Source organism: Pseudomonas sp. ENNP23, assembly GCF_001728945.1.
Taxonomy (GTDB): Bacteria; Pseudomonadota; Gammaproteobacteria; order Pseudomonadales; family Pseudomonadaceae; genus Metapseudomonas; species Metapseudomonas otitidis.
In genome coordinates this window covers 25384-48027 of sequence record NZ_LYSP01000042.1, presented here as the reverse complement: position 1 = coordinate 48027, position 22644 = coordinate 25384, and the positions used below count along the sequence as shown (strand labels likewise).

Sequence of the window (22644 nt, the reverse complement as noted above, 5' to 3'; positions counted from 1 at the left end):
TTAAGGAGGCCGGGGTGGACTTTCCAAGCATCAATGACTTTTTGGAAGAATTTGGTATTGAACCGGTCGAGATTGACCCAAGTTTGTCGTTATGTCGCTACATAAAAAAATCTGGCAGTAGTGAGCTGGAGGTTGATTTTTCTTTCAGCGCTGTAATGGGGTCGTTTCAGGTCGTGCTGCGGTTTGCTGAGCAGGAGTTGGCTATCATTACTTCGGAAAGTGTGAAGTTTATTGAGCTTTTTCGGGATGACGCGGGAGCAGGGATTCATGTCGTTTTTGATATCTATACCTCGACATCAGAGGCTTGGGTGATGCTTGAACCTGACGTGAGTTGTCGGTGGTGGACATTGCGTAACGCATAATTTGAGTTGGTCAAAAAGAGGTAGCTGGTCCTGCTACGAGGGGTGGGAAGGAAGTTTTTGCAAAGTATACAAAGGTCAATGTGAATGACCCCGCAGCAGACGCCATCGCAGCAAGGTTGGGTGGGATTTCTTCAGTAAAATTTCCTGGTAAATTTAAAGATCGCGAATTTTATGTCTTTAGTGATGAGTTTATAGGGAAAACAAAGCCTGCTAATTTCCAAATGGGAAGTGCGTTCCGTAACCAAGCTAAAGGTACCTTTGGAAGCTGCTGTAGAATTAGGCCGAAAGTCTTATTTCCATTTTGATGGTGCTCCTAATCCGGCAGTTATTGAAAAATTAAATGAGTATGGAAGGCGATACGGTATAGAGCCAGTAATCGATAGGACTCCATTGTAAGGGGATAATTTATGTATGAATTTCATGGTTGGATTAAATTATCCGAATCCCCTTCGGAAATGGATGAAGGGGGGGTGGATCAAAAAGTTAAAAAATTGAAAAATGAATTATCCAGCTTTGGATGGTCAAGCGGTAGATGTGAAATTTTACTAATGAATGGCGCTTATACCCTTGTGTTAAACGCCACTCCTAATAGGCGGCGCACTGAAGCCGAAGACCTACAAAAAGTAGTTAGCATTGTGACGAAAGACTTTGCTGGGGCATATGGATTAATCTATGAGTACGATGAGCAGGCAAGTACTGAATATGGGCGCGGTGTGTTTTCAGTCAGAGTAATCAAAAGAGGAAAGTGCGAGATTTTTTTAGATCCGTTTCTGTCGCCAGTAATACCTGTCGTTGAGGACGAATGATTTACAGGGAAAAAAGGGGGCAGATTTAATTTTCGTTGGTTGGGCGCCATTAGGTTTTCATCCTTGCCCATGACCGGGCGGGCGGTGAGGCGTATGTGGTGTTGAAGGCTGAAGACTGACCGCGAGCCATAAAAAAGCCCCGCATGTGCGCGGGGCGTGAAAGGTCCGGTTGGACTCAGAACCAGTCGGCTTGCATGCCCAGGCAGGTGTCTTTGCGGGCTTCGAGGATGGTCAGGGCGTGGTGGACGCCGGGCACTTCCCAGGTGAGGAAGAAGCGGGCGGCCTGCAATTTGCCTTTGTAGAACTCGGTGTCGGCGGGGTTGCCGTTGGCCAGGCCTTGCTGCGCGCGGATTGCTTGTTCCAGCCAGCGCCAGCCGATGACGGCGTGGCCGAAACTGTTGAGGTAGAGCGCGGAGTTGGCCAGGGCCTGGGCGACCTTGCCCTGCATCAGGTCGCCGAGCAGGGCGAGGGTGACGGTGGAGAGGCGGGCGAGCAGTTGCTCCAGCGGTTGGCGCAGGGCGTCCAGTTCGCTATGGGCGGCGGCGCGCTGGCAAGCCTAGGCGCTTGTGATAGCAGCTTTGCTCAGAATTTGGCCAATAAAATGGGCGTTCCGGTTGAGGCGCCTACCAACCTAGTTTGGGCTTATGGTGATGGGCAGATGGTGGTTGCGCCGCGCGCATCATTAGATAAAAGATCTCCACTGTAAATACGCCAGATTTTTTTGAAGCAAGGTAAGCTCAAGGTATTCAGTCCTAGGAGACTATAATGGACAAAATGTCTTCTCTTGCATGTGAAGTTTGTGGTGGGCGATTAGAAGCTTTTAATGAGGGGAGTGCTCAAGGTTTAAGGTGTGTTGATTGTGAGTGGTCATTGGTGACTACCCAGATTCCAGAAATCAGGGTTGATGAACAAGAATATGATATCCACTGTGATGGGGATTTTAAGAGTGGGGCTCATATAAGAGCGGTTGCTGAAGTGTCAGGCTTAAATTTCTTGGAGTCTAGAAAGGCTCTTGAAGGGGGGCGCTTTGTAGTGCTTTCCGGTCAAGCAATTGATGTGCTTCGAGTTAAAGAGATTCTTGAGTCTGCTGGGGTTCGGTATTCAATAGAGCCTGATTTCAGATGGGGCTGAACAAATATTTCTTAGATGGTGTGACTAAGGCTCGCATGCCCATAAAACTAAATTTTTTTTCAATGGTGATGATGTGAAGTTTATAGTGGTGGAGTCAAGGTTTTTCATGGGTTAAGTCGAAGCATGAGGTAAAGGTTAATTATTGCTTATCAAGTGCTCGCGCTCTTGGTTGGTTTTAGGCACTGCTGATTGTTAGTTAAAAACTGACCAAAGTGGTTCAGATCGCTCGCTCGTTCAAGTGTTCTCGCCACCAATATGACTTGGCTGTTAACGCTTCCTTGATCCAAAGCAAATCTCTGCTGTATTCGGCAGAAAACATCAATGTACCTCCGCTGGATCGATAGCAAAAACAGCATTACCTAGGTCGGACGCTCAGCTCGGTGTGACCTATGCTCTAGTCTTCTGCAGTTGCCCATATTTTGATTAGAGGTGGAAAAGGTTAATGGAAAAAGCAACGCGCTTATATGCGTGCCATAGCTGCCTGATGGGGTCTAAAGATCCAGTAACATGCACGAATTGTGGGGTTTTAATCAGGAAGTTGGATCTTTCAGGTGCGATGGTGATCCCGCCTGTTTGGGGTGTTGTGGTAATCAATGACATTAATCAAGAAGAGCTGGATGCTGTGAACCGTGTGATAGATGAGGTGGCGAATCGCTTCTATCAGAATTTCTCTACTTTTGAAGTGGATGGCGCTCTAGTAATAGAGTGCAACGAGATTGCTGCCGCTAAACTGATACCTAAATTGGAAGATGAACTGCGTGGGTGTAGGCCAGATATCGTAATTTGTTTTGAGGGTAAGCCGGAGTAGGTGGTCAATTTCAGTGCCTGCCGTTTTTGAAAATAGGGTCAGGATTTTTCTTGTCTACGAGGTGTTAGGTAGAATTCTGCTCAAGTAGATTTCTATGCATAAGTTAGTTGTGGGGATTGGAAGTATTCGTATGGTGGCCGGATCATTTAGAGTCTTCTGTTGAAGTATGGGGTTGGAGGCTTGGTTTTCACTGTTTGACTATTAAGAGCTAAATATGATGGCAGGCGGTTCTGTTGTAGTAAATGGGTGGCTGATAATAATTGATTTTAAGCTATATCTTGTTCAGGTTGATCAGGCCGAGCAGGTTGAAAATTGTGAGAGCTCTCAGAGAATGGAAGTGTCTGAGCCAGAAATAATTTTTTCGGTATTGGAGCGGATTTTGCCATTGGGAGGAGGTAATAGCTTTATATTTCATCGAGCTAGAGTTTGTGGCGTTATTACAAGCAGCGTGCAGAGAGTAGTCAAAGTGATTTCAATGTCGGTGGAAGAGAGAGGGGGTGGCTTTGTTCAAATCGCTATTGAGGGCAGCGCAGAGCGGCATAGGGCCAAGTATCAGGAGTTTATCAGTAAGAGAGGGATAAAATCTAGCGATTGGCTCGATTACTATTAGGATTCAGCAGTGGTTTGCTGAGTTAATGGTTTAGTGATTTTTATTCTTCTTTTTTTGAGTTTTCCCTGCTCTTCTGCTAGCTATGTGGTAACGCGGTTGCATGCTGTGTGAGGCTTTTTGTTGTTTTTTGGATTGCAAGGGCTTTGGCAGGCTGTAGATTATATTTTTCTGGTTGGCTTGTTGTTGTATTGGTTGTCGTAGATGTTTTATGTAGTGATGTGGTTGTTCTATTGGGTTGCGGTGTGCGTTTTTATTTGTTCGAGGTTTAGGGAAAGTGAAAAGAACTGCGAAGCTGTATCAGTGCTATGGCTGTCTGAGAGAGTCTACAGATCCTTTAAATTGCACCAATTGTGGAGCGTCGATAGAGGAGCTTGATCTCACAAACGCAATGTTCATACCGCCCATTGGGGGGTATGTCGTGGTGGAAGGCTTTGATCAGGAGGCTCTTGAGGTGGTTAGGCGTATTGCGAGTGAGGTAGCAAATGCCTTTTACCACAATTTCTATATTTCCGAGGTTGCGGGTAAGTTGCTTGTGAAATGCAACGACTATTCCGCTTCCCTGCTAATCCCTAGGTTGGAGCAGGAGCTTTCAGGGCGTAAGCCAAGCCCGTTGATTTATTTTGAGGGTAAGTCGGGACAGGTATTTTCTGGTTAGATGCTTAATATTTTTTCAGTGGCATAATATTATATATACAGAAATTCTTATGTGGGCATCGCAGCGCGCAAGCCAGTGTGACCATTGCAGTAAAGCTCTTGGCGAGCTTGTCGTAACGGGTACCGATTCTTCGGTTCTCTTTTAGCCAGCCGAACATCTGCTCGATGATGTTGCGCTGCCGATATCTCGGTCGATCAAAAAGTCTAGGTACCCCGGCTCAGGCCGCCCCGACTTTCCGGGGATACGTACCTGATCCAAGAGTAGCTGTACATGGGGAAAGTCGCTGGCTTGAAAGCAGGAAGCGAGGAGTTATCCCGTTGGCATCGTGGCGGTAGTGTACTGGATGGTGACTTAATACTCCGCGCAAAGTCTTCTATCAAGCCTAATAGTGATGTCGGTCCTTCGGTTCCTCCGCTATCTTCCGCCTTCCATAGCGATGAACTGCTAGTCTTTGCTGATCAAACCATTAGAAATGGTGGAGCCCTGCAGAAGGCTCTAGCCCGCCAGCCGGGGCAGAGTGTGATTAGAGTGAATGTTAGTGATGTGGGCGATGTCGGCGTTGATCTTGGTAGGGGCTTTAGAACAGTTTTGAGTGGCGGTAATAAAACTGCGAATTTGGAGGCGCATGGTGCGCCAGTTAGGGTTGATGGTCTGCGTAGTGTAGAGGGGGTATATCAGTTTAATCCTAATAAAAATGTATGGGAAACAATTACTATATTTCCTGCACCACTTCCATGATGAGTTATGAATCATGAAATATGAAAACATTCGCCACATGCTGCGGACTATTTTTGTCACGGATTTCAGTCTTCCAGAAGATGCAGCTATCAATATCTATGTTAGTGGATTAAAGGTAAGTGGCAAGGAGGAGATAATGAAGCATGAGCTATCTGAGGCTTTTGGAGATGGGAGCATATCTTGGCGGGCTATGCTGAATAATGATGAGTACGAGGTTTTGGATTTTGAAACTGAAGAAGAGGCTAGGGCTTATGTAAAAAGAATTCTTTGGGATCCACTAGAAAGACTCTGAACAAGGCTGCTCGCATTGGTAGATTATCGGCTCTCTCCGAACATTGTAAGGTTCGGTGGGTGTACGGTTGATAACCTTTTTTCTGTTGGTTCGAATAATAACGAAGGCCTGGCCGATACCGCTAACTGTATTTTCTGGTTGTCTTTATAGTGTCGCTGGAATTTATGGGGTATTTTTTCTAATGGTTGATACAGTGGTGTGATTGGCCTGCCGGGCTGTTTTTATTCGGAGTGAAAAATTGAAGAAGTCTAAAAAATTGTATGACTGTCACAGTTGTCTTATGGAGTCTACAGACCCAGTAAGATGTACCCATTGTGGGGTTTTGATACAGGAGATTGATATTTCAAAAGCGATGTTCATACCGCCCGTTTGGGGGTACTTAGTGGTAGAGGGCTGTGATCAGGAGGATCGTGAGATTGTGAGGAAAGTAACCGATGAGGTGGCAAGTGCCTTTTTTCAGAGTTTCTATATTTCTGAAGTGGCGGATGGCTTGCGAATAAAATGTAATAATTCTTCTGCTTCTCTACTAATTTCTAAGCTTGAGGAAGAGTTGCCTAGTCGTAAGCCAAGTCTCTTGATTTATTTTGAGGGTAAGCCGGAGTAGATGGCTGTCTTCAGCACCTGCAGTTTTTGAAAAAGTCGATAAAAATGGCCAAATCACCCGCCCACTTCTGAGTTTCCAGCCGGCGCGAGCACCTCGCGCCGGCTAATCCCTGCATTACAGACACATCTCTCCCGCACTCGTCAGCAAGTGCCGACGCGCGATCCACAGATTTGAAGGACCGAATAAACGGAAGGTTTGGAGGATTATAAATAATGATTGATTTTTTGTTGAGATATAGAGTTTCTCTCCAAGAGTTAAGGGCTTTCATTGCTCTGGTCGTGGGCGCTTCCGTGGATGAGGTCGTTGTTTTTCAGGATGCTGAGTTTTATGAAAGGGCTGGTGCGCTGGATTTATCCAGCTGCAGATGTCTATGTGTTTTTTCGTACGTCTATGGGGAGGCTGCTATGTTGCTGCAGCTGTTCAGGTGTGAGATGAGTGCTGCGGATTTAAAGGGAAAAATAATATCTGCATCTTCTGTTCTGGGAGTTGAGTGTTATATTCCAGATCCCGTTGGTGAGGGTTGGGTTTATGTAGGGGGGAATGGAGTGGTGTCTGGTGTTAAAAGGATGTGCGACGATAATGAAGAGTATTTTTACTTTGGGTAAAGTGGTTCTTGTTCTGTTTTTGGAGTAAGGCAGCTAGGCACTTAATGATTAAGATTTTGATCTGACCAATCGGCACTCTCCGTACATTGTAAGGTTCTGGGGTGGTTGATAATATTTTTTAGTTTGTTCGAATAATAACGAAGGTCTGGCTGATGCCGCTAATTTTATTTTCTGGTTGTCTTTATATTGTCGCTGTAATTGATGAAGTATTTTTCTAACAGTTGATGCAATGGTGTGATTGGTCTGTCGGGATATTTTTATTCGGAGTGAAAGATTGAAAAAATCTAAAAATTTGTATGAGTGTCACAGTTGTCTTATGGAGTCTACAGACCCAGTAAGATGTACCCATTGTGGGGTTTTGATACAGGAGATTGATATTTCAAAAGCGATGTTCATACCGCCCGTTTGGGGGTATTTAGTGGTAGAGGGCTGTGATCAGGAGGATCGTGAGGTTGTTAGGAAAGTAATCGATGAGGTGGCAAGTGCCTTTTTTCAGAGTTTCTATATTTGTGAAGTGGCGGATGGCTTGCGAATAAAATGTGATAATTTCTCTGCTTCTCTACTAATTTCTAAGCTTGAGGAAGAGTTGCCTAGTCGTAAGCCAAGTCTCTTGATTTATTTTGAGGGCAAGTCTGAGTAGATGGTTTGTGGTAGGGGCTTAAGGCTGAATTCAATGGGTATAAAGAATATGAAGCGTACTTTTCTTATCACAGCCGTCGCTCTGATGGCTGCCTGTTCCAATCAAGGCCCGATGACTTCTCCGGTTGCTTCCGATGACACACCCTCTGCCGCTATTCAGGCGTTCCGTGAAATCTGCCTGAAGACTGCGCCAGACTTTTCCCGGGCAGCGACTGCCGCCAAGGCGGTGGGCGTCGAGGTGGGCGATATGGGCTTCATGATGGCCGGCTTCAAGGCGGACAAGAGCCTGGGCGTTCAGATCCAGGCAGGGAAGGAGTGTGTCGTGACCACGTCTTCACAGCGGGACGAGCACCTTACCCGGCAATTGCTGGACGCGGCTCGTGATTTGTCCAGTACGCCGGTTGCGCAAACCTCGCCTGCGAAGATCACGCTGGGTGGCCAGGTTTTCATCCTTGCCCATGACCGGGCTGGCGGTGAGGCGTATGTGCTGTTGAAGGCTGAGGACTGACCGCGAGCCATAAAAAAGCCCCGCATGTGCGCGGGGCGTGAAAGGTCCGGTTGGACTCAGAACCAGTCGGCTTGCATGCCCAGGCAGGTGTCGTCGCGGGCTTCGAGGATGGCCAGGGCGTGGTGGACGCCGGGCACTTCCCAGGTGAGGAAGAAGCGGGCGGCCTGCAGTTTGCCTTTGTAGAACTCGGTGTCGGCGGGGTTGCCGTTGGCCAGGCCTTCCTGCGCGCGGATGGCCTGTTCCAGCCAGCGCCAGCCGATGACGGCGTGGCCGAAGCTGTTGAGGTAGAGCGCGGAGTTGGCCAGGGCCTGTGCGACCTTGCCCTGCATCAGGTCGCCGAGCAGGGCGAGGGTGACGCTGGAGAGGCGGGCGAGCAGTTGCTCGAGCGGTTGGCGCAGGGCGTCCAGTTTGCTGTGGGCGGCGGCGCGCTGGCAGGTCTCGTTCATGAGGCGGTTGAGCTGCTTGAGGCCAGCACCGTTGTTCTGCGCCAGTTTGCGCCCGAGCAGGTCGAGGGACTGGATGCCGTGGGTGCCTTCGTGGATGGGGTTGAGGCGGTTGTCGCGGTAGTACTGCTCCACCGGGTATTCGCGGGTGTAGCCGTGGCCGCCGAGGACCTGGATGGCCAGTTCGTTAGCCTTGAGGCAGAACTCGGAGGGCCAGGACTTGACGATGGGGGTGAGCAGGTCGAGCAGTTCGTGGGCCTGTTGGCGGGCGCTGTCGTCGGCGAGGGTCTGGGTGTCGTCGAACAGGCGCGCGGCATACAGGCCGAGGTCGAAGGCGCCTTCGACGTAGGCCTTCTGGGTGAGCAGCAGGCGGCGTACGTCGGTGTGCTGGATGATCGGGATCTGCGGGCTGCTCGGGTCCTTGCCGTCGGCATGGCGGCCCTGGGGCCGGTTGCGGGCGTAGTCCAGTGAGTACAGGTAGCCGGCGTAGCCGAGCATGATGGCGCCCATGCCGACGCCGATACGGGCCTCGTTCATCATCTGGAACATGTAGGACAGGCCGTGGTGGGGCTTGCCCACCAGGTAGCCGACGCATTCGCCGTTGTCGCCGAAGTTGAGCGCGGTGGAGGTGGTGCCGCGCCAGCCCATCTTGTGGAACAGGCCGGCGAGGATGACGTCGTTGCGTTTGCCGAGGCTGCCGTCGTCGTTGACCAGGAACTTGGGAACGATGAACAGGCTGATGCCTTTCACGCCGGGCGGGGCGTCCGGCAGCTTGGCCAGGACCATGTGCACGATGTTCTCGGAGATCGGCTGGTCGCCGCCGGAGATGAAGATCTTGTTGCCCTTGAGGCGGTAGGTGCCGTCGGCCTGGGGTTCGGCGCGGGTGCGGATGTCCGACAGGGAGGAGCCGGCGTGGGGCTCGGTGAGCGCCATGGTGCCGAAGTAGCGGCCTTCGATCATGGGGGCGAGGAAGCGGGCCTTCTGCTCTTCGCTGCCGAAGCTTTCGATCAGGTTGCTGGCGCCCATGGTGAGCATGGCGTAGGACGCGGTGCCGGCGTTGGCGGACTGGAAGTGGGCGAAGCAGGCCTGGGACAGCAGGTTGGGCAGCTGCATGCCGCCGACCTCGAAGTCGCGGGTGGCGTTGAGGAAGCCGGCTTCGATGAAGGCTTCCAGCGCGGGCTTGACCTCGGGGATCAACTGGGCGGCGCCGTCGACGTACTGCGGCTCGTGCTCGTCATTCTTGCGGTTGTGCGGGGCGAAGAGCTCTTCGGCGATGCCGCGCGCGGTGGCGAGGGCGGCGTCGAAGGTCTCGCGGTTGTGGTCGGCGAAGCGCGGGCGCTGGGTCAGGGCTTCGGCATCGAGCACTTCATAGAGTTCGAAGGCCAGGTTGCGGGAGCTGAGCAGGGTCTCGGACATGGTCGGTCTCCGGTGGAATGCCCGGAGTCTAGATTGGTGAATGAAGGCCGCCTAGCAACATCCATGAGGGTGATGCAGCGGCCAAACCCGGCCTGGGTCGCGGCTGGTAAACTGCGCGCCTCGCGAGGAAACCATGCCATGAACTACCGTCACGCCTTCCACGCCGGCAACCACGCCGACGTGCTCAAACACCTGGCCCTGGCCCGGATGATCGCCCTGCTGTCGCGCAAGGACGCTCCCTTCGCCTACCTGGACAGCCACGCCGGGGTCGGCCTCTATGACCTGGCCGGCGACCAGGCCAGCCGCACCGGCGAATGGGAGGAGGGCATCGGCCGGCTGTGGGGCCGCGATGACCTGCCGGCTCCGCTGGCGGACTACCTGGGCACCGTGGCCGCGCTGAACCCGTCGGGTGCGCTGCGCTACTACCCGGGCTCGCCTGAGGTGGCGCGCCGGCTGATGCGCCCCCACGACCGTCTGGTGCTGAACGAGATGCACCCGGAAGACGGCCAGGCGCTGAAGGAGAACATGGCCGGTGATCGCCGGGTGACGGTGCGCCTCGGTGATGGCTGGCACCTGCCGCGGGCGCTGCTGCCGGCAGCGGAGAAGCGCGCGCTGATGCTGATCGATCCGCCGTTCGAACAGGCCGATGACCTGGAGCGCTGCGTGACGGCGCTGAAGGAGGCGATTGGCCGGATGCGCCAGACGGTGGTGGCGATCTGGTACCCGATCAAGGACGAGCGCCAGCTGAAGCGCTTCTACCAGGGGCTGTCGGCGTCCGGTGCGCCCAAGCTGCTGCGGGCGGAGCTGATGGTGCACCCGACGGACAACAGCATCGGCCTGAACGGTTCGGGGCTGGCCATCGCCAACCCGCCGTGGGGCCTGGAGGAGGAGCTGCGCGAGGTGCTGCCCTGGCTGGCCGGTGAACTGGCCCAGAGCCAGGGCGACTGGCGGTTGGACTGGCTGATCGCCGAGGGCTAGCAGACTTCCGCAGCGCCGATGGCGTTGCCGCTGCGGCGCTCAGGGTGCGATCAGTACTCGGGGTCAGGCCGGCAGGCAGACGCCGGTGCCGCCCAGCCCGCAGTAGCCGTTGGGGTTCTTGGCCAGGTACTGCTGGTGGTAGGCCTCGGCGTAGTAGAAGGCCGGTGCTTCGGCGATCTCGGTGGTGATGGCGCCGAAGCCGGCCTTGTCCAGTTCGGTCTGGAAGCGTGCTTCGCTGGCACGGGCGGCCTGGAGTTGGGCGTGGCTGGTGCAGTAGATCGCGGAGCGGTACTGGGTGCCGATGTCGTTGCCCTGGCGCATGCCCTGGGTGGGGTTGTGCGCCTCCCAGAACACGGCGAGCAGCCGTTCGTAGCTGATCACGCGCGGGTCGAATACCACCAGCACCACTTCGGTGTGCCCGGTGAGGCCGGAGCAGACTTCGTCATAGGTGGGGTTGGGGGTGTGGCCTCCGGCGTAGCCGACGGCGGTGCTCCAGACCCCTTCCTGTTGCCAGAAGCGCCGCTCGGCGCCCCAGAAGCAGCCGAGGCCGAACACGGCCTGTTCCAGCCCGGCAGGGAAGGGCGCTTGCAGCGGGTGGCCGTTGACGTAATGAGCTTCGGGCACTGGCATCGGGGTCTCACGGCCGGGCAGCGCCTGGGCGGCGGTGGGCAGTTCGATCTTGTGGGCGAGGATCTGTGAGCGCAGGACCATGGCGTTCTCCTGAGGATGGGGCTGGTCGATAGACCCGCTTCGGGTCCTGATGTTACAGCGGCGTCAGTGAGCCGTGCGGCAGGGGTAGCGGTGCAGGCTCTCGATGAGCTGGGCGCCGGGAATGGGTTTGTCGAACAGGTAGCCCTGGCCGACGTCGCAGCGCTGGCGGCGCAGGAAGCCCAGTTGCGCGGCGGTTTCGATGCCTTCGGCGACGACTTTGAGCTTGAGCTTGTGGGCCATGGCGATCACGGCGGCGGTGATTTCCATGTCGTCGGAGTTGTCGGGGATGTCGTTGATGAAGCTGCGGTCGATCTTGATGACGTCGATGGGGAACTTCTTCAGGTAGCTCAGGGAGGAGTAACCGGTGCCGAAGTCGTCCATCGCCAGGGTCAGCCCGAGTGCCTTGAGGCGGTTGAGCTGCAGGCGGGTGTCGTCGGTGGCTTCCAGCAGCAGGCCTTCGGTCAGCTCCAGTTCCAGCAGCGCGGGGGGCAGTTCCTCTTCCTGGAGGATGGCGGCGATGGAGCCCACCAGGTCGGGGTCGCTGAACTGCTTGGGCGAGAGGTTGATGGCGACCTGCACCTGGCCGAGGCCAGCGGCGCTGAGGCGGCGGCTCATGCGGCAGGCTTCGCGGATCACCCATTTGCCGATGGGGATGATCATCCCGGTCTCTTCGGCGACGCTGATGAACTGGTCCGGGCGGATCATGCCGCGCTCGGGATGCTGCCAGCGCAGCAGCGCTTCCATGCCGAGCAGTTGGCCGCTGCGCAGGCACAGCTTGGGCTGGTAGAAGACGTCCAGCTCGTTCTGCGCCAGGGCGCGACGCAGGTTGTTCTCGACGAAGAGCTTGTAGCTGGCCTCGGCGTTGAGGGTCTCGGTGAACAGCTGCAGCTGGTGCTTGCCGTTGGCCTTGGCCTTGTGCAGGGCGAGGCCGGCGTGCTTCATCAGGGTCTGCGGGTCACGCCCGTGCTGGGGGGCGCAGGCGAGGCCGAGGGAGCCGGTGACGCTGATCAGCTGGTTGTCGACGAACAGGGGCTTGTCCAGGGTGCGGAGGATCTGGCCGGCGGTCTTCTGGCCGGTCTCCAGGTCGGCGCCGTCGAGCAGCACGGCGAATTCGTTGCTGGCGAAGCGGGCGAGGATGTCGCCGGGGCTCAGGGTGTTGCGCAGGCGCCGGGCGAGGCTGACCAGGAGCTTGTCGCCGGTCTGGTGGCCGAGGCTGTCGTTGATCCGCTTGAAGTTGTCGATGTCCACCAGCAGCAGGCAGAGAGGCGTTTCCTGTTCGTGGCGGAAGCGCTCTTCGAGGCTGCGGATGAAGTAGGGGCGGTTGCCGAGGCCGGTGAGGTTGTCGGTGTAGGCCAGCTTTTCGATGCGCTGCTGGGCCAGTTTGTTGTGGGTGATGTCTTCGTAGATGCCGATGTAGTGCGTCAGCTCGCCGTTCTCGCCGAACACCTTGGAGATGGACAACTGGCCCCAGTAGGGCTCGAGGTTCTTGCGGCGGCTGCGGAATTCGCCCTGCCAGCTGTTGCAGGTGCTGAGGCTGGAGCGGGCGTCGAACAGCAGGTCGCTGAGGTTCTCCAGGGCGGGCAGGTCGGAGAGGCGGCGGCCATGGACTTCGTCGGCGCTGTACTGGGTGATGTCGGTGAAGCTGGGGTTGACGTATTCCACCAGGCCGTCGCGGTCCACCAGCAGGAAGGCGCTGGCGCTCTGCTCGACCGCGCGCTGGAACAGGTGCAGGGCGGTGGTGGCGTCGAGGCGCTGCTGGTTGACCAGGACCTGGGCGAACTGGTCGGCCAGTTCGCCGGCGAAGGCGATCTCGTCGCTCTGCCAGACGCGGGGAGCGCCGGTGTGTTCCAGGCACAGGACGCCGACCACTTCACCGCCGATGCGCACGCTGGCATCGAGCAGGGCGACGACGCCGGAGGGCTTGAGGTATTCCTCCTGCAGTTCGCTGGTGCGGGGGTCGCGCTGGGCGCTGTGGGCGTCGATGGCGCGGCCACTGTGCAGGGCTTCCAGGTAGCGCGGGAAACGGCTGACGTCCATCGCCGGCGGCAGTTCGTGGTGCCCCTGGTCGCGCAGGTAGCGGCTGACCGGGCGCAGGGTGCTGCCTTCGAGCATCCACAAGGAGGCGCGGGCGACTTCGTAGGCTTCGCAGGCGGCCTGGGTGATCAACCGTGCGGCTTCCTGCGCCGGGTCACCCGCGCTGTAGCGGTGGCGGGCCAGGCGGACGATGAGGCTCTGCTGGGCGCGGGAGCGGATGAGGTGTTGCAGGTGGTCTTCCTGGGAGCGCTGATACAGCTCCAGGGAGCTCTTGAGGCGGGCGTTCTGGGCTTCCAGCTCCTGCATCTGCTGGGCGTGGTCGGATTCCTCTGCCGCAGTGTCCACCAGCAGCAGGTAGCCCCGCAGCAGCTGCCGGCCGTGCTGCTGGAAGGCTTCGCCGATCTCCAGCAGCTGGATCACGCCATCGGGGCCGTGAAGCGGGTAGTGCACCTGGTAGTTGGCGCCGGAGACCAGTTGCTGCTGGATGTCGTCATGCAGCCGGTAGCGCGACTCGGGGTTCATCAGGCTGGCGTAGGGCGAGCCCACCAGGGCGCAGAGCTCGGTGGCGGGCAGGCCGATATGGCGTTCGCAACTGGCATCGAGGAAGAGCATCGCCCAACTGGCCTCGTTCAGCCGCTCGAAACGCATGAGGCCAAGCCGCGAAGGGACTGGCAACTGCGTCACAACCTCGGCCACCGTACGGCTGGCGGCATCGGGATGGCTTTTCATCGGGCGGGTGGGTTCCAGTATGCTGGCCGAGTTCGGGCTTCGGCCCACTTCTAAAATTTGGCGTCGGGCAAGGGTGCATCATGCTGATGGGGCTGACAAGACAACTGGGTGGGGCTTTGTTGCTGTGTGGGCTGCTTTTTTCCGTTGGAGCGCGCGCGGCGGAGACGCAGCCGGCCCTGAGTAGCGAGGAGCAGGCGCGCTACCTGTCCGAACTGAAGCGTCTGTACATGACCTCCGATGAGCGCAAGGCGTTGTTCGCCCATGCCAATTCGCTGCTCAGTACCTATGCCTTGAGCGCCGGTTACCAGGTTGGCCAGGCGGATCGTCGGGACCTGCGCTACCAGCTCAGCCTGGCGCGCCCGGGCGAGCTGATGCTGCGTGAGGAAACCCGCGCCGCCAATGGCACCGGGGTGGCGGTGCACAACCGCTTGCTGCCGGTGTTCGGCGTCGATCCGAGCATCAGTTACGAGTGCCCGCGTGGCGGCATCAGCTGCACCTTCAATGCGCCGGGCAGCAACGCGCCGCTGCTGACCATCGTGCGGGACGTGAAGGGCGCCGGCGAGCTGGCCAAGGCGCTGAGCTTTCTGATCCGCAACGTCCAGAAGGGTTGAGTTCCGGGGCCTTCCTCGGCCCTTGGCAACCGTTCTTTTCTTCTTCCTTGCCTTGCATCCTGCCGCGCATTTGCGCGGCGGGTCGTTGTTGTCTGCACCTCTGTTTCGCACTCAAAAAAAACCCCGCCAATCGGCGGGGTTGAGGTACGAGCCTGACGTGCTCGCAATGAAGCAAAGGGTGTTACAGCAGCATGGTGCGGATGTCCGCCAGTACGTCACCGAGGCGCTTGGTGAAGCGCGCGGCGGCGGCGCCGTTGATCACGCGGTGATCGTAGGACAGCGACAGCGGCAGCATCAGGCGAGGCTGGAAGGCCTTGCCGTCCCACACTGGCTGCATGGTGGCCTTGGAGACGCCGAGGATCGCCACTTCGGGTGCGTTGACGATCGGCGTGAAGCCGGTGCCGCCAATGTGGCCGAGGCTGGAGATGGTGAAGCAGGCGCCTTGCATGTCGTCGGCGGAGAGCTTCTTGGTGCGCGCTTTCTCGGCCAGGGCGGCGGCTTCGGCAGCGAGCTGCAGGAGGCTCTTCTGGTCGACATTGCGGATCACCGGGACCAACAGGCCGTCCGGGGTGTCCACGGCAAAGCCGATGTGCACGTACTTCTTGCGGATCAGTGCCTTGCCGCTGGGGGCGAGGGAGCTGTTGAAGTCCGGCAGTTCCTTGAGCAGGTAGGCGCAGGCCTTGAGCAGCAGCGGCAGGACGGTGAGCTTGACGCCCGCCTTCTCGGCCACGGCTTTCTGGGCGACGCGGAAGGCTTCCAGCTCGGTGATGTCGGCGGAGTCGAACTGGGTGACGTGGGGCACGTTGAGCCAGCTGCGGTGCAGGTTGGCGGCACCGACCTGCATCAGGCGGGTCATGGCCACTTCTTCGATTTCACCGAACTTGCTGAAGTCCACGGTGGGGATCGGCGGGATGCCGGCACCACCGGTGGGCGCGGCGGCAGCTGCCGGGGTGTCCTTGGCCTTCTGCATGATCGACTTCACGTAGGCCTGCACGTCTTCCTTCAGCACGCGACCGTGGGGGCCGGTGGCCGGAACGGCCGCCAGGTCGACACCGAACTCGCGGGCCAGTTGGCGAACAGCCGGGCCGGCGTGGACCTTGGCACCGCTGGAGCGGGCCGGTACGCCGGTGGTGTTGGCGGCGGCGGCGGACAGCGAGGCAATCGCCGAGACCTCGGCGGCGGCCACCGGGTGGGCGCCTTCCGGTACGCGGTGCAGCGGTTGCTGCTGGGCGGCCGGCTCGGCAGCCGCGGCGGCGCCTGCGGTCTTGAGCTTGAGGATCAGGTCGCCGGTGCCGACTTCGTCGTCCAGCTTGACGATGACGCTTTCCACCACGCCGGCGGCGGGGGAGGGGATTTCCATGGAGGCCTTGTCGGACTCCAGGGTGATCAGCGATTGGTCGGCTTCGACGGTGTCGCCGGCCTTGACCATGACTTCGATGACCTTGACCTTGCCGCTGGTGCCGATGTCCGGCACATGGACGTCCTGCACGCTGGAGCCCGAAGCAGCCGGGGCTGCTGCGGGGGCCGCAGCCGGTGCCGGGGCAGCAGCGCCACCCGCGACCTTCAGCTTGATGATCAGGTCGCCGGTGCCGACTTCGTCGTCCAGCTTGACGATGACGCTTTCCACCACGCCGGCGGCGGGGGAGGGGATCTCCATGGAGGCCTTGTCGGACTCCAGGGTGATCAGCGACTGGTCGGCTTCGACGGTGTCACCGGCCTTGACCATGACTTCGATGACCTTGACCTTGCCGCTGGTGCCGATGTCCGGCACGTGGACGTCCTGCACGCTGGAGCCCGAAGCGGCCGGGGCCGGTGCGGCAGCGGGCTTTTCCTCGGCCTTGGCGGCCGGAGCAGCAGCCGGAGCCGGGGCTGCGGCGGCACCTTCGACTTCCAGTTCCAGCAGTTCGTCGCCTTCCTTGAGGCGGTCGCCGAGCTTGACCTTGAGGCTCTTGATTACCCCGGCCTTTGGCGCGGGGATCTCCATGGAGGCTTTGTCGGACTCCAGGGTCAGCAGGCTCTGGTCGGCTTCGATGCGGTCGCCGACCTTGACGAACAGTTCGATCACTTCACCTTCGCCGCTGCCGATGTCGGGTACGCGAATCAACTCACTCATCGCTACGCTCCTTAGCAGTCCAGCGGGTTACGTTTTTCGGGGTCGATGCCGAACTTGGCGATGGCCTCGGCCACTACGCGCGGTTCGATCTCGCCACGGTCTGCCAGGGCTTCCAGGGCGGCCAGCACAACCCAGTAGCGGTCCACTTCGAAGAAGTGGCGCAGCTTCTTGCGGCTGTCGCTGCGGCCGAAGCCGTCGGTGCCGAGCACCTTGTATTCCTTGCTCGGGACCCACTGGCGGATCTGGTCGGCGAACAGCTTCATGTAGTCGGTGGAGGCGACGACCGGGCCTTTGCGGCCGGTCAGGCACTGCTCGACGTAGGTCTGCTGGGGCTTCTGCTCCGGGTGCAGGCGGTTGCGACGCTCAACGGCCAGGCCGTCGCGACGCAGTTCGTTGAAGCTGGTGACGCTCCAGACGTCGGCGGCGACGTTGTATTCGTCACGCAGGATCTTCGCAGCTTCGCGGACCTCGCGCAGGATGGTGCCGGAGCCCAGCAGTTGCACGTGGTGCGCGGCTTCCTTCTTGTCCTCTTCGAGGAGGTACATGCCCTTGATGATGCCTTCCTCGACGCCCTCGGGCAGCGCGGGCTGCTGGTAGGCCTCGTTCATCACGGTGATGTAGTAGAAGACGTTCTGCTGCTCTTCGGTCATCTGGCGGATGCCTTCACGCACGATCACCGCCAGCTCGTAGCCGTAGGTGGGGTCGTAGGTGCGGCAGTTGGGGATGGTGGCCGCCATGATGTGGCTGTGACCGTCCTCGTGCTGCAGGCCTTCGCCGTTGAGGGTGGTCCGCCCGGAGGTGCCGCCGATCAGGAAGCCACGGGCACGGCTGTCGCCCGCCGCCCAGGCCAGGTCGCCGATGCGCTGGAAGCCGAACATCGAATAGAAGATGTAGAACGGCAGCATCGGCTGGTTGTGGTTGCTGTAGGCGGTGCCGGCCGCGATGAACGAGGACATGGCGCCCGCCTCGTTGATGCCCTCTTCGAGGATCTGGCCCTTCTTGTCCTCCTTGTAGAACATCACCTGATCCTTATCGACGGGCTCGTAGAGCTGGCCGACGGAGGAGTAGATGCCCAGTTGGCGGAACATGCCTTCCATACCGAAGGTGCGGGCTTCGTCCGGGATGATGGGGACGATGCGCTGGCCGAGTTCCTTGTCCTTGACCAGCTGCGCGAGGATGCGCACGAAGGCCATGGTGGTGGAGATTTCACGGTCGCCGGTGCCGTCGAGGATGGCCTTGAGGGTATCCAGCGGCGGAGTCGGGATGCTGAAGCTGTTGGCACGGCGCTGGGGCACGTAGCCACCCAGGGCGGCGCGGCGCTCATGCAGGTACTTGTGCTCGGCGCTGCCCGGCTCGGGGCGTACGAAGGGCAGTTTTTCCAGGTCTTCGTCGCGGACCGGGATGTCGAAGCGGTCGCGGAACTGGCGCAGGCTGTCCACGTCCACCTTCTTGGTGTTGTGGGCGGTGTTCTGCGCTTCGCCGGCACCGGTGCCATAGCCCTTGATGGTCTTGGCGAGGATGACGGTGGGCTGGCCGGTGTGATTCACGGCCTGGTGGTAGGCCGCGTAGACCTTGTACGGGTCATGGCCGCCACGGTTCAGCTTCCAGATCTCGTCGTCGGAAAGGTCCTGGACCATTTCCTTGAGTTCGGGGCTGTTGAAGAAGTTCTCGCGGACGTACGCACCGTCCTTCGCCTTGTAGTTCTGGTATTCGCCGTCGACCACTTCGTCCATGCGGCGCTGCAGGGAGCCGTCCTTGTCTTTGGCGAACAGCGGGTCCCAGAAGCGGCCCCAGACGACCTTGTTGACATTCCACTGAGCACCACGGAACACGCCTTCGAGTTCCTGGATGATCTTGCCGTTGCCGCGAACCGGGCCGTCGAGGCGCTGCAGGTTGCAGTTGATGACGAAGATCAGGTTGTCCAGCTTCTCGCGGCCGGCCAGGGAGATGGCGCCGAGGGATTCGGGCTCGTCGCACTCGCCGTCGCCCATGAAGCACCAGACCTTCTGCTTGCCGGCGGGGATGAAGCCGCGGGCTTCCAGGTACTTCATGAAGCGGGCCTGGTAGATCGCCTGGATCGGGCCGAGGCCCATGGACACGGTGGGGAACTGCCAGAAGTCCGGCATCAGCCACGGGTGCGGGTAGGAGGAGAGGCCCTTGCCGTCGACTTCGCGACGGAAGTTCTGCATCTGTTCTTCGCTCAGGCGGCCTTCCATGAAGGCGCGGGCGTAGATGCCGGGGCTGGCGTGGCCCTGGTAGAAGATCAGGTCGCCGCCGTGCTCCTCGGTGGGAGCCTGGAAGAAGTAGTTGAAGCCGATGTCGTAGAGGGTCGCCGAGGAGGCGAAGCTGGAGATGTGGCCGCCCAGGTCCGGGTCTTCGAGGTTGGTGCGCATCACCATCGCCAGTGCGTTCCAGCGCACCAGGGAGCGAATGCGACGCTCCATGAACAGGTCGCCCGGCATACGTGCCTCGTGGGAGACCGGGATGGTGTTGCGGTACGGGGTAGTCGTGGAGTAGGGCAGCTTGGTGCCGCTGCGGGCGGCCAGCTCACCCATGCGGGTCAGCAGGTAGTGCGCGCGGTCTTCACCTTCTTTGTCGAGTACGGACTCCAGGGCGTCCAGCCATTCCTGGGTTTCGACGGTATCGAGGTCTTGCATGGCTTGCTCCAGGGCGGAAAGGCTTCCAGAATCGGATGCCTATGTTCACTGCCGGCCTTTTGGGCAGGCAGAAGCTAATTCTTGGATTAACCGGGGGTCGAACCGGCCTCGTGTAGTTTTACTACAAATCGACGGCGGATTCAGCTCTCTGGGCACAATCTTTCGTAGTAAAACTACAGACCAACGATGCGAGGCCTCTGGAACCGAGGCCCGGCGCGCGCCGATCACAGGATAGACCATGAGCCTGCCCCCGCTTGTCGCCCTGCCCCACCTGCTGCAACCCCTTGCCGAGCGCGCCCGGAACAGCTTTATCGCTGAGCTGGAGCACCTCCCTGAGTCGCTGCGCGAGGCATTCGCACAGTGGCCCGAAGCCCGTTGGGAGGCGTTCCGCCGGGTCTGTGCAGCCAGTGACTTCGTGACTGAACAGGTGCGTCGTGATCCGGCCATGTTGGTGCAGTTGGTGGAGTCGGGCGGGCTTGAATGTACACTCGAATCAGGAGAATTGTGTACAAAAATCGATGCACTCCTTGTTGATTGCGCAGACGATGAGGCACTAGGCCGCTGCCTGCGGCGTTTTCGCAACCAGCAACAGGTGCGCATCATCTGGCGCGACCTGACTCGCCAGGCCGATCTCGCCGAAACCTGCCGCGACCTCTCCAGCCTCGCCGACGCCTGCATCGATCGCGCCTACCACTGGCTCTACCAGCGCCACTGTGCCCAGTTCGGCACACCCATCGGCCGGCGCTCGGGGGAGCCGCAGCACATGGTCATCCTGGGCATGGGCAAGCTGGGCGCGCATGAGTTGAACCTGTCCTCCGATATCGACCTGATCTTCGGCTACCCAGAGGGCGGCGAGACGGAGGGCGCGCGCCGTGCGCTGGACAACCAGGAGTTCTTCATCCGCCTCGGGCAGCGCCTGATCAAGGCGTTGGACGCCATTACCGTCGATGGGTTCGTGTTCCGTGTGGACATGCGCCTGCGCCCCTATGGTTCCTCCGGTGCGCTGGTGCTCAGCTTCAATGCGCTGGAGCAGTACTACCAGGACCAGGGGCGGGACTGGGAGCGCTACGCGATGATCAAGGCCCGAGTGGTGGGGGGCGACCCTGTTGCCGGGGCGCAACTGCTGGAGATGCTGCGGCCGTTCGTCTACCGCCGCTACCTGGACTTCTCTGCCATCGAGGCGCTGCGTTCGATGAAGCAGTTGATCCAGCAGGAAGTCCGCCGCAAGGGCATGACGGAGAACGTCAAGCTCGGCTCGGGTGGCATCCGCGAGGTGGAGTTCATCGCCCAGGCCTTCCAGCTCATCCATGGCGGGCGCGACCTCAGCCTGCAGCAGCGTCCGCTGCTGAAGGTCCTGGCCACACTCGCGGGCCAGGGCTACCTGCCGGGCAAGGTGGTCGACGAGTTGCGCGAAGGCTATGCCTTCCTGCGCTACACCGAGCACGCCCTGCAGGCCATCGCTGACCGCCAGACCCAGATGCTGCCGGACGACGAGCTGGACCGCGCACGCGTTGCCTTCATCATGGGCTTCGACGACTGGGCAGCGTTCCATGAGCGCCTGATGTACTGGCGTGGCCGGGTGGAGTGGCATTTCCAGCAGGTGATTGCCGATCCCGATGAGGACGAGGGCGGTGGTGCCGGTGAAGCCTGCATCGGTGCCGAATGGCTGCCGCTCTGGGAGGAGGCGCTGGACCCTGAAAGCGCCGAGCGCCAACTGGAGGAGGCGGGCTTTCGCGATGCCCCGGCTGCCTTCAAGCGCCTCACCGACCTGCGCAACGGCCCCCAGCTGCGTGCCATGCAGCGCCTGGGGCGCGAGCGGATGGACGCCTTCATTCCCCGGCTGCTGGCAATGACCGTCGAGCATGCCACCCCCGACCTGGTGCTGGAGCGGGTATTGCCGCTGGTGGAAAAGGTCGCGCGCCGCTCTGCCTACCTGGTCCTGTTGACCGAGAACCCGGGCGCCCTGGAACGCCTGATCACCCTCTGCGCCGCCAGTCCCTGGATCGCCGAGCAGATCGCCCGCTACCCGTTGCTGCTGGACGAGCTGCTGAACGAAGGGCGTCTCTATCACCCGCCGCTGGCACCTGAACTGGCGGCCGAGCTGCGTGAACGCCTGACGCGGATTCCGGAAGACGACCTGGAGCAGCAGATGGAGGCGCTGCGGCACTTCAAGCTGGCCCACAGCCTGCGGGTCGCGGCCTCGGAAATCGCCGGCACGTTGCCCCTGATGAAGGTGAGCGACTACCTGACCTGGCTGGCTGAGGCGATCCTCGACCAAGTGCTGGCCCTGGCCTGGCGCCACACCGTGGCGCGCCACGGCACGCCGCGCCGGGCCGATGGCTCGGCCTGCGACCCGGACTTCATCATCGTTGGCTACGGCAAGGTCGGCGGGCTCGAGTTCGGTCACGGCTCCGACCTGGACCTGGTATTCATCCACGACGGCGATCCCCAGGCCGAGACCGACGGCGCCAAGCCCATCGACGGCGCGCAGTTCTTCACCCGCCTGGGGCAGCGCATCATCCACCTGCTGACCACCCAGACCACCTCCGGCGATCTTTACGAAGTGGATATGCGCCTGCGGCCTTCCGGTGCTGCAGGGCTGCTGGTGAGTTCCCTGGGCGCCTTCCAGCGCTACCAGGAGAGCGAAGCCTGGACCTGGGAGCACCAGGCCCTGGTGCGGGCGCGGGTGCTGGTGGGCTGCCCGCGCGTGGCGTCGGCCTTCGAAACGGTCCGCCTGGCTGTGCTCGGGCGTGAACGCGACATCGACACCCTGCGCCGCGAAGTGAGCGAGATGCGCGCCAAGATGCGCGACAGCCTGGGCAGCCGTGCGACCGCTGCCGGCACCGGCGAGAATGCCTTCGAAGCCGCATCGCCGTTCGATCTGAAGCAGGACGCCGGCGGTATCGTCGATATCGAATTTATGGTGCAATATGCGGCCCTCGCCTGGTCGCGACGGCATCCTGAGCTGGTTCGCTACACCGACAACATCCGCATTCTGGATGGCCTCGGCGCTGTGGGCCTGCTGACCGCCGAGACCGTCAGCCTGCTGCAGGAGGCCTACAAGGCCTATCGTTCCGCAGCACATCGCCTGGCCCTGCAGAAGCAGCCCGGCGTGGTGAGTGGGGACCAGTTCCAGGCGGAACGCCACGGCGTGATGCGGATCTGGCGCGAGTTGGGCTTGAGCTGACTCGCCG

Annotated in this window: 17 protein-coding genes and 2 pseudogenes; 12 read left to right on the top strand and 7 right to left on the bottom strand. The window is 59.4% G+C overall.

Going from position 1 to position 22644, the window contains the following annotated elements:
- Positions 1-14: 14 nt before the first annotated feature.
- The 3 genes from A9G05_RS21150 (at position 15) to A9G05_RS26785 (ending at position 1168) form a co-directional block, all read left to right on the top strand.
- Positions 15-362: a hypothetical protein gene (locus A9G05_RS21150; protein ID WP_069562820.1), complete on the top strand. Its 348-nt coding sequence runs from the start codon at positions 15-17 to the stop codon at positions 360-362.
- A gap of 80 nt (positions 363-442) precedes the next feature.
- Entirely contained in the window at positions 443-667 is a 225-nt protein-coding gene (locus A9G05_RS28560; protein WP_205895119.1) for a restriction endonuclease fold toxin, read from the top strand.
- A 102-nt stretch (positions 668-769) separates the two neighbouring features.
- Positions 770-1168: an Imm7 family immunity protein gene (locus A9G05_RS26785; RefSeq protein WP_083265709.1), complete on the top strand. Its 399-nt coding sequence runs from the start codon at positions 770-772 to the stop codon at positions 1166-1168.
- 175 nt (positions 1169-1343) lie between these two features.
- Here the strand turns inward: A9G05_RS26785 and A9G05_RS26780 are convergent.
- Positions 1344-1724 (bottom strand): annotated as a pseudogene (locus A9G05_RS26780) (acyl-CoA dehydrogenase C-terminal domain-containing protein); the annotation flags it as partial.
- Positions 1725-1933: 209 nt separating this feature from the next.
- Between A9G05_RS26780 and A9G05_RS27440 the strand changes: the two are divergent.
- The 3 genes from A9G05_RS27440 (at position 1934) to A9G05_RS27430 (ending at position 3717) form a co-directional block, all read left to right on the top strand.
- Positions 1934-2299, top strand: coding sequence for a hypothetical protein (locus A9G05_RS27440; RefSeq protein ID WP_139131212.1), 366 nt, complete (start codon positions 1934-1936; stop codon positions 2297-2299).
- A 442-nt stretch (positions 2300-2741) separates the two neighbouring features.
- Positions 2742-3107, top strand: a complete 366-nt coding sequence (locus A9G05_RS27435; protein WP_139131211.1) for a hypothetical protein — start codon at positions 2742-2744, stop codon at positions 3105-3107.
- Positions 3108-3321: 214 nt separating this feature from the next.
- Positions 3322-3717: a hypothetical protein gene (locus tag A9G05_RS27430; protein ID WP_139131210.1), complete on the top strand. Its 396-nt coding sequence runs from the start codon at positions 3322-3324 to the stop codon at positions 3715-3717.
- A gap of 659 nt (positions 3718-4376) precedes the next feature.
- Here the strand turns inward: A9G05_RS27430 and A9G05_RS26775 are convergent.
- Positions 4377-4712: pseudogene (locus A9G05_RS26775) on the bottom strand (transposase); the annotation flags it as partial.
- A gap of 411 nt (positions 4713-5123) precedes the next feature.
- Between A9G05_RS26775 and A9G05_RS26765 the strand changes: the two are divergent.
- From A9G05_RS26765 to A9G05_RS21135, 3 genes are all read left to right on the top strand, one after another.
- A complete protein-coding gene (locus tag A9G05_RS26765) occupies positions 5124-5402 on the top strand; it encodes a hypothetical protein (protein WP_083265710.1) in 279 nt (92 codons plus the stop codon).
- 816 nt (positions 5403-6218) lie between these two features.
- Complete coding sequence (locus A9G05_RS27425) at positions 6219-6611, top strand: hypothetical protein (protein WP_139131209.1); 393 nt, start codon at positions 6219-6221, stop codon at positions 6609-6611.
- A 688-nt stretch (positions 6612-7299) separates the two neighbouring features.
- Entirely contained in the window at positions 7300-7758 is a 459-nt protein-coding gene (locus tag A9G05_RS21135; RefSeq protein ID WP_069562824.1) for a hypothetical protein, read from the top strand.
- Between the two features lie 56 nt (positions 7759-7814).
- On the opposite strand, the gene A9G05_RS21130 is transcribed toward A9G05_RS21135, so the two are convergent.
- Entirely contained in the window at positions 7815-9617 is a 1803-nt protein-coding gene (locus A9G05_RS21130; RefSeq protein WP_069562817.1) for an acyl-CoA dehydrogenase, read from the bottom strand.
- Between the two features lie 138 nt (positions 9618-9755).
- Here A9G05_RS21130 and A9G05_RS21125 point away from each other — a divergent pair, with 138 nt between their 5' ends.
- A complete protein-coding gene (locus tag A9G05_RS21125; RefSeq protein WP_069562816.1) occupies positions 9756-10595 on the top strand; it encodes a 23S rRNA (adenine(2030)-N(6))-methyltransferase RlmJ in 840 nt (279 codons plus the stop codon).
- Positions 10596-10658: 63 nt separating this feature from the next.
- Here the strand turns inward: A9G05_RS21125 and msrA are convergent, their stop codons facing one another.
- Entirely contained in the window at positions 10659-11306 is a 648-nt protein-coding gene (gene msrA, locus A9G05_RS21120; protein WP_069562815.1) for a peptide-methionine (S)-S-oxide reductase MsrA, read from the bottom strand.
- 63 nt (positions 11307-11369) lie between these two features.
- Positions 11370-14069 (bottom strand): bifunctional diguanylate cyclase/phosphodiesterase, encoded by a 2700-nt coding sequence (locus A9G05_RS21115; RefSeq protein ID WP_069562814.1) that lies wholly within the window; start codon positions 14067-14069, stop codon positions 11370-11372.
- Positions 14070-14149: 80 nt separating this feature from the next.
- On the opposite strand from A9G05_RS21115, the gene A9G05_RS21110 reads away from it, so the two are divergent.
- Positions 14150-14680, top strand: a complete 531-nt coding sequence (locus tag A9G05_RS21110) for a hypothetical protein (protein ID WP_107328978.1) — start codon at positions 14150-14152, stop codon at positions 14678-14680.
- Positions 14681-14861: 181 nt separating this feature from the next.
- On the opposite strand, the gene aceF is transcribed toward A9G05_RS21110, so the two are convergent.
- Together aceF and aceE are read right to left on the bottom strand one after the other, a co-directional pair.
- Complete coding sequence (aceF, locus tag A9G05_RS21105) at positions 14862-16793, bottom strand: dihydrolipoyllysine-residue acetyltransferase (RefSeq protein WP_069562813.1); 1932 nt, start codon at positions 16791-16793, stop codon at positions 14862-14864.
- 11 nt (positions 16794-16804) lie between these two features.
- Positions 16805-19450, bottom strand: coding sequence for a pyruvate dehydrogenase (acetyl-transferring), homodimeric type (gene aceE / locus A9G05_RS21100; RefSeq protein WP_069562812.1), 2646 nt, complete (start codon positions 19448-19450; stop codon positions 16805-16807).
- Between the two features lie 238 nt (positions 19451-19688).
- Here aceE and glnE point away from each other — a divergent pair, with 238 nt between their 5' ends.
- The gene (glnE, locus tag A9G05_RS21095; protein ID WP_069562811.1) at positions 19689-22637 is read left to right on the top strand and encodes a bifunctional [glutamate--ammonia ligase]-adenylyl-L-tyrosine phosphorylase/[glutamate--ammonia-ligase] adenylyltransferase; all 2949 of its coding nucleotides are present in this window, start codon (positions 19689-19691) and stop codon (positions 22635-22637) included.
- The last annotated feature ends 7 nt before the right edge of the window (positions 22638-22644 follow it).

What these genes read in the sequence shown, in the direction of transcription:
- A9G05_RS26785 (WP_083265709.1), top strand. Translation starts at nt 770, where the DNA reads ATGTATGAATTTCATGGTTGGATTAAATTATCCGAATCCCCTTCGGAA.
- A9G05_RS27440 (WP_139131212.1), top strand. Translation starts at nt 1,934, where the DNA reads ATGGACAAAATGTCTTCTCTTGCATGTGAAGTTTGTGGTGGGCGATTA.
- A9G05_RS27435 (WP_139131211.1), top strand. Translation starts at nt 2,742, where the DNA reads ATGGAAAAAGCAACGCGCTTATATGCGTGCCATAGCTGCCTGATGGGG.
- A9G05_RS27430 (WP_139131210.1), top strand. Translation starts at nt 3,322, where the DNA reads ATGATGGCAGGCGGTTCTGTTGTAGTAAATGGGTGGCTGATAATAATT.
- A9G05_RS26765 (WP_083265710.1), top strand. Translation starts at nt 5,124, where the DNA reads ATGAAATATGAAAACATTCGCCACATGCTGCGGACTATTTTTGTCACG.
- A9G05_RS27425 (WP_139131209.1), top strand. Translation starts at nt 6,219, where the DNA reads ATGATTGATTTTTTGTTGAGATATAGAGTTTCTCTCCAAGAGTTAAGG.
- A9G05_RS21135 (WP_069562824.1), top strand. Translation starts at nt 7,300, where the DNA reads ATGAAGCGTACTTTTCTTATCACAGCCGTCGCTCTGATGGCTGCCTGT.
- A9G05_RS21130 (WP_069562817.1), bottom strand. Translation starts at nt 9,617, where the DNA reads ATGTCCGAGACCCTGCTCAGCTCCCGCAACCTGGCCTTCGAACTCTAT.
- A9G05_RS21125 (WP_069562816.1), top strand. Translation starts at nt 9,756, where the DNA reads ATGAACTACCGTCACGCCTTCCACGCCGGCAACCACGCCGACGTGCTC.
- msrA (WP_069562815.1), bottom strand. Translation starts at nt 11,306, where the DNA reads ATGGTCCTGCGCTCACAGATCCTCGCCCACAAGATCGAACTGCCCACC.
- A9G05_RS21115 (WP_069562814.1), bottom strand. Translation starts at nt 14,069, where the DNA reads ATGAAAAGCCATCCCGATGCCGCCAGCCGTACGGTGGCCGAGGTTGTG.
- A9G05_RS21110 (WP_107328978.1), top strand. Translation starts at nt 14,150, where the DNA reads ATGCTGATGGGGCTGACAAGACAACTGGGTGGGGCTTTGTTGCTGTGT.
- aceF (WP_069562813.1), bottom strand. Translation starts at nt 16,793, where the DNA reads ATGAGTGAGTTGATTCGCGTACCCGACATCGGCAGCGGCGAAGGTGAA.
- aceE (WP_069562812.1), bottom strand. Translation starts at nt 19,450, where the DNA reads ATGCAAGACCTCGATACCGTCGAAACCCAGGAATGGCTGGACGCCCTG.
- glnE (WP_069562811.1), top strand. Translation starts at nt 19,689, where the DNA reads ATGAGCCTGCCCCCGCTTGTCGCCCTGCCCCACCTGCTGCAACCCCTT.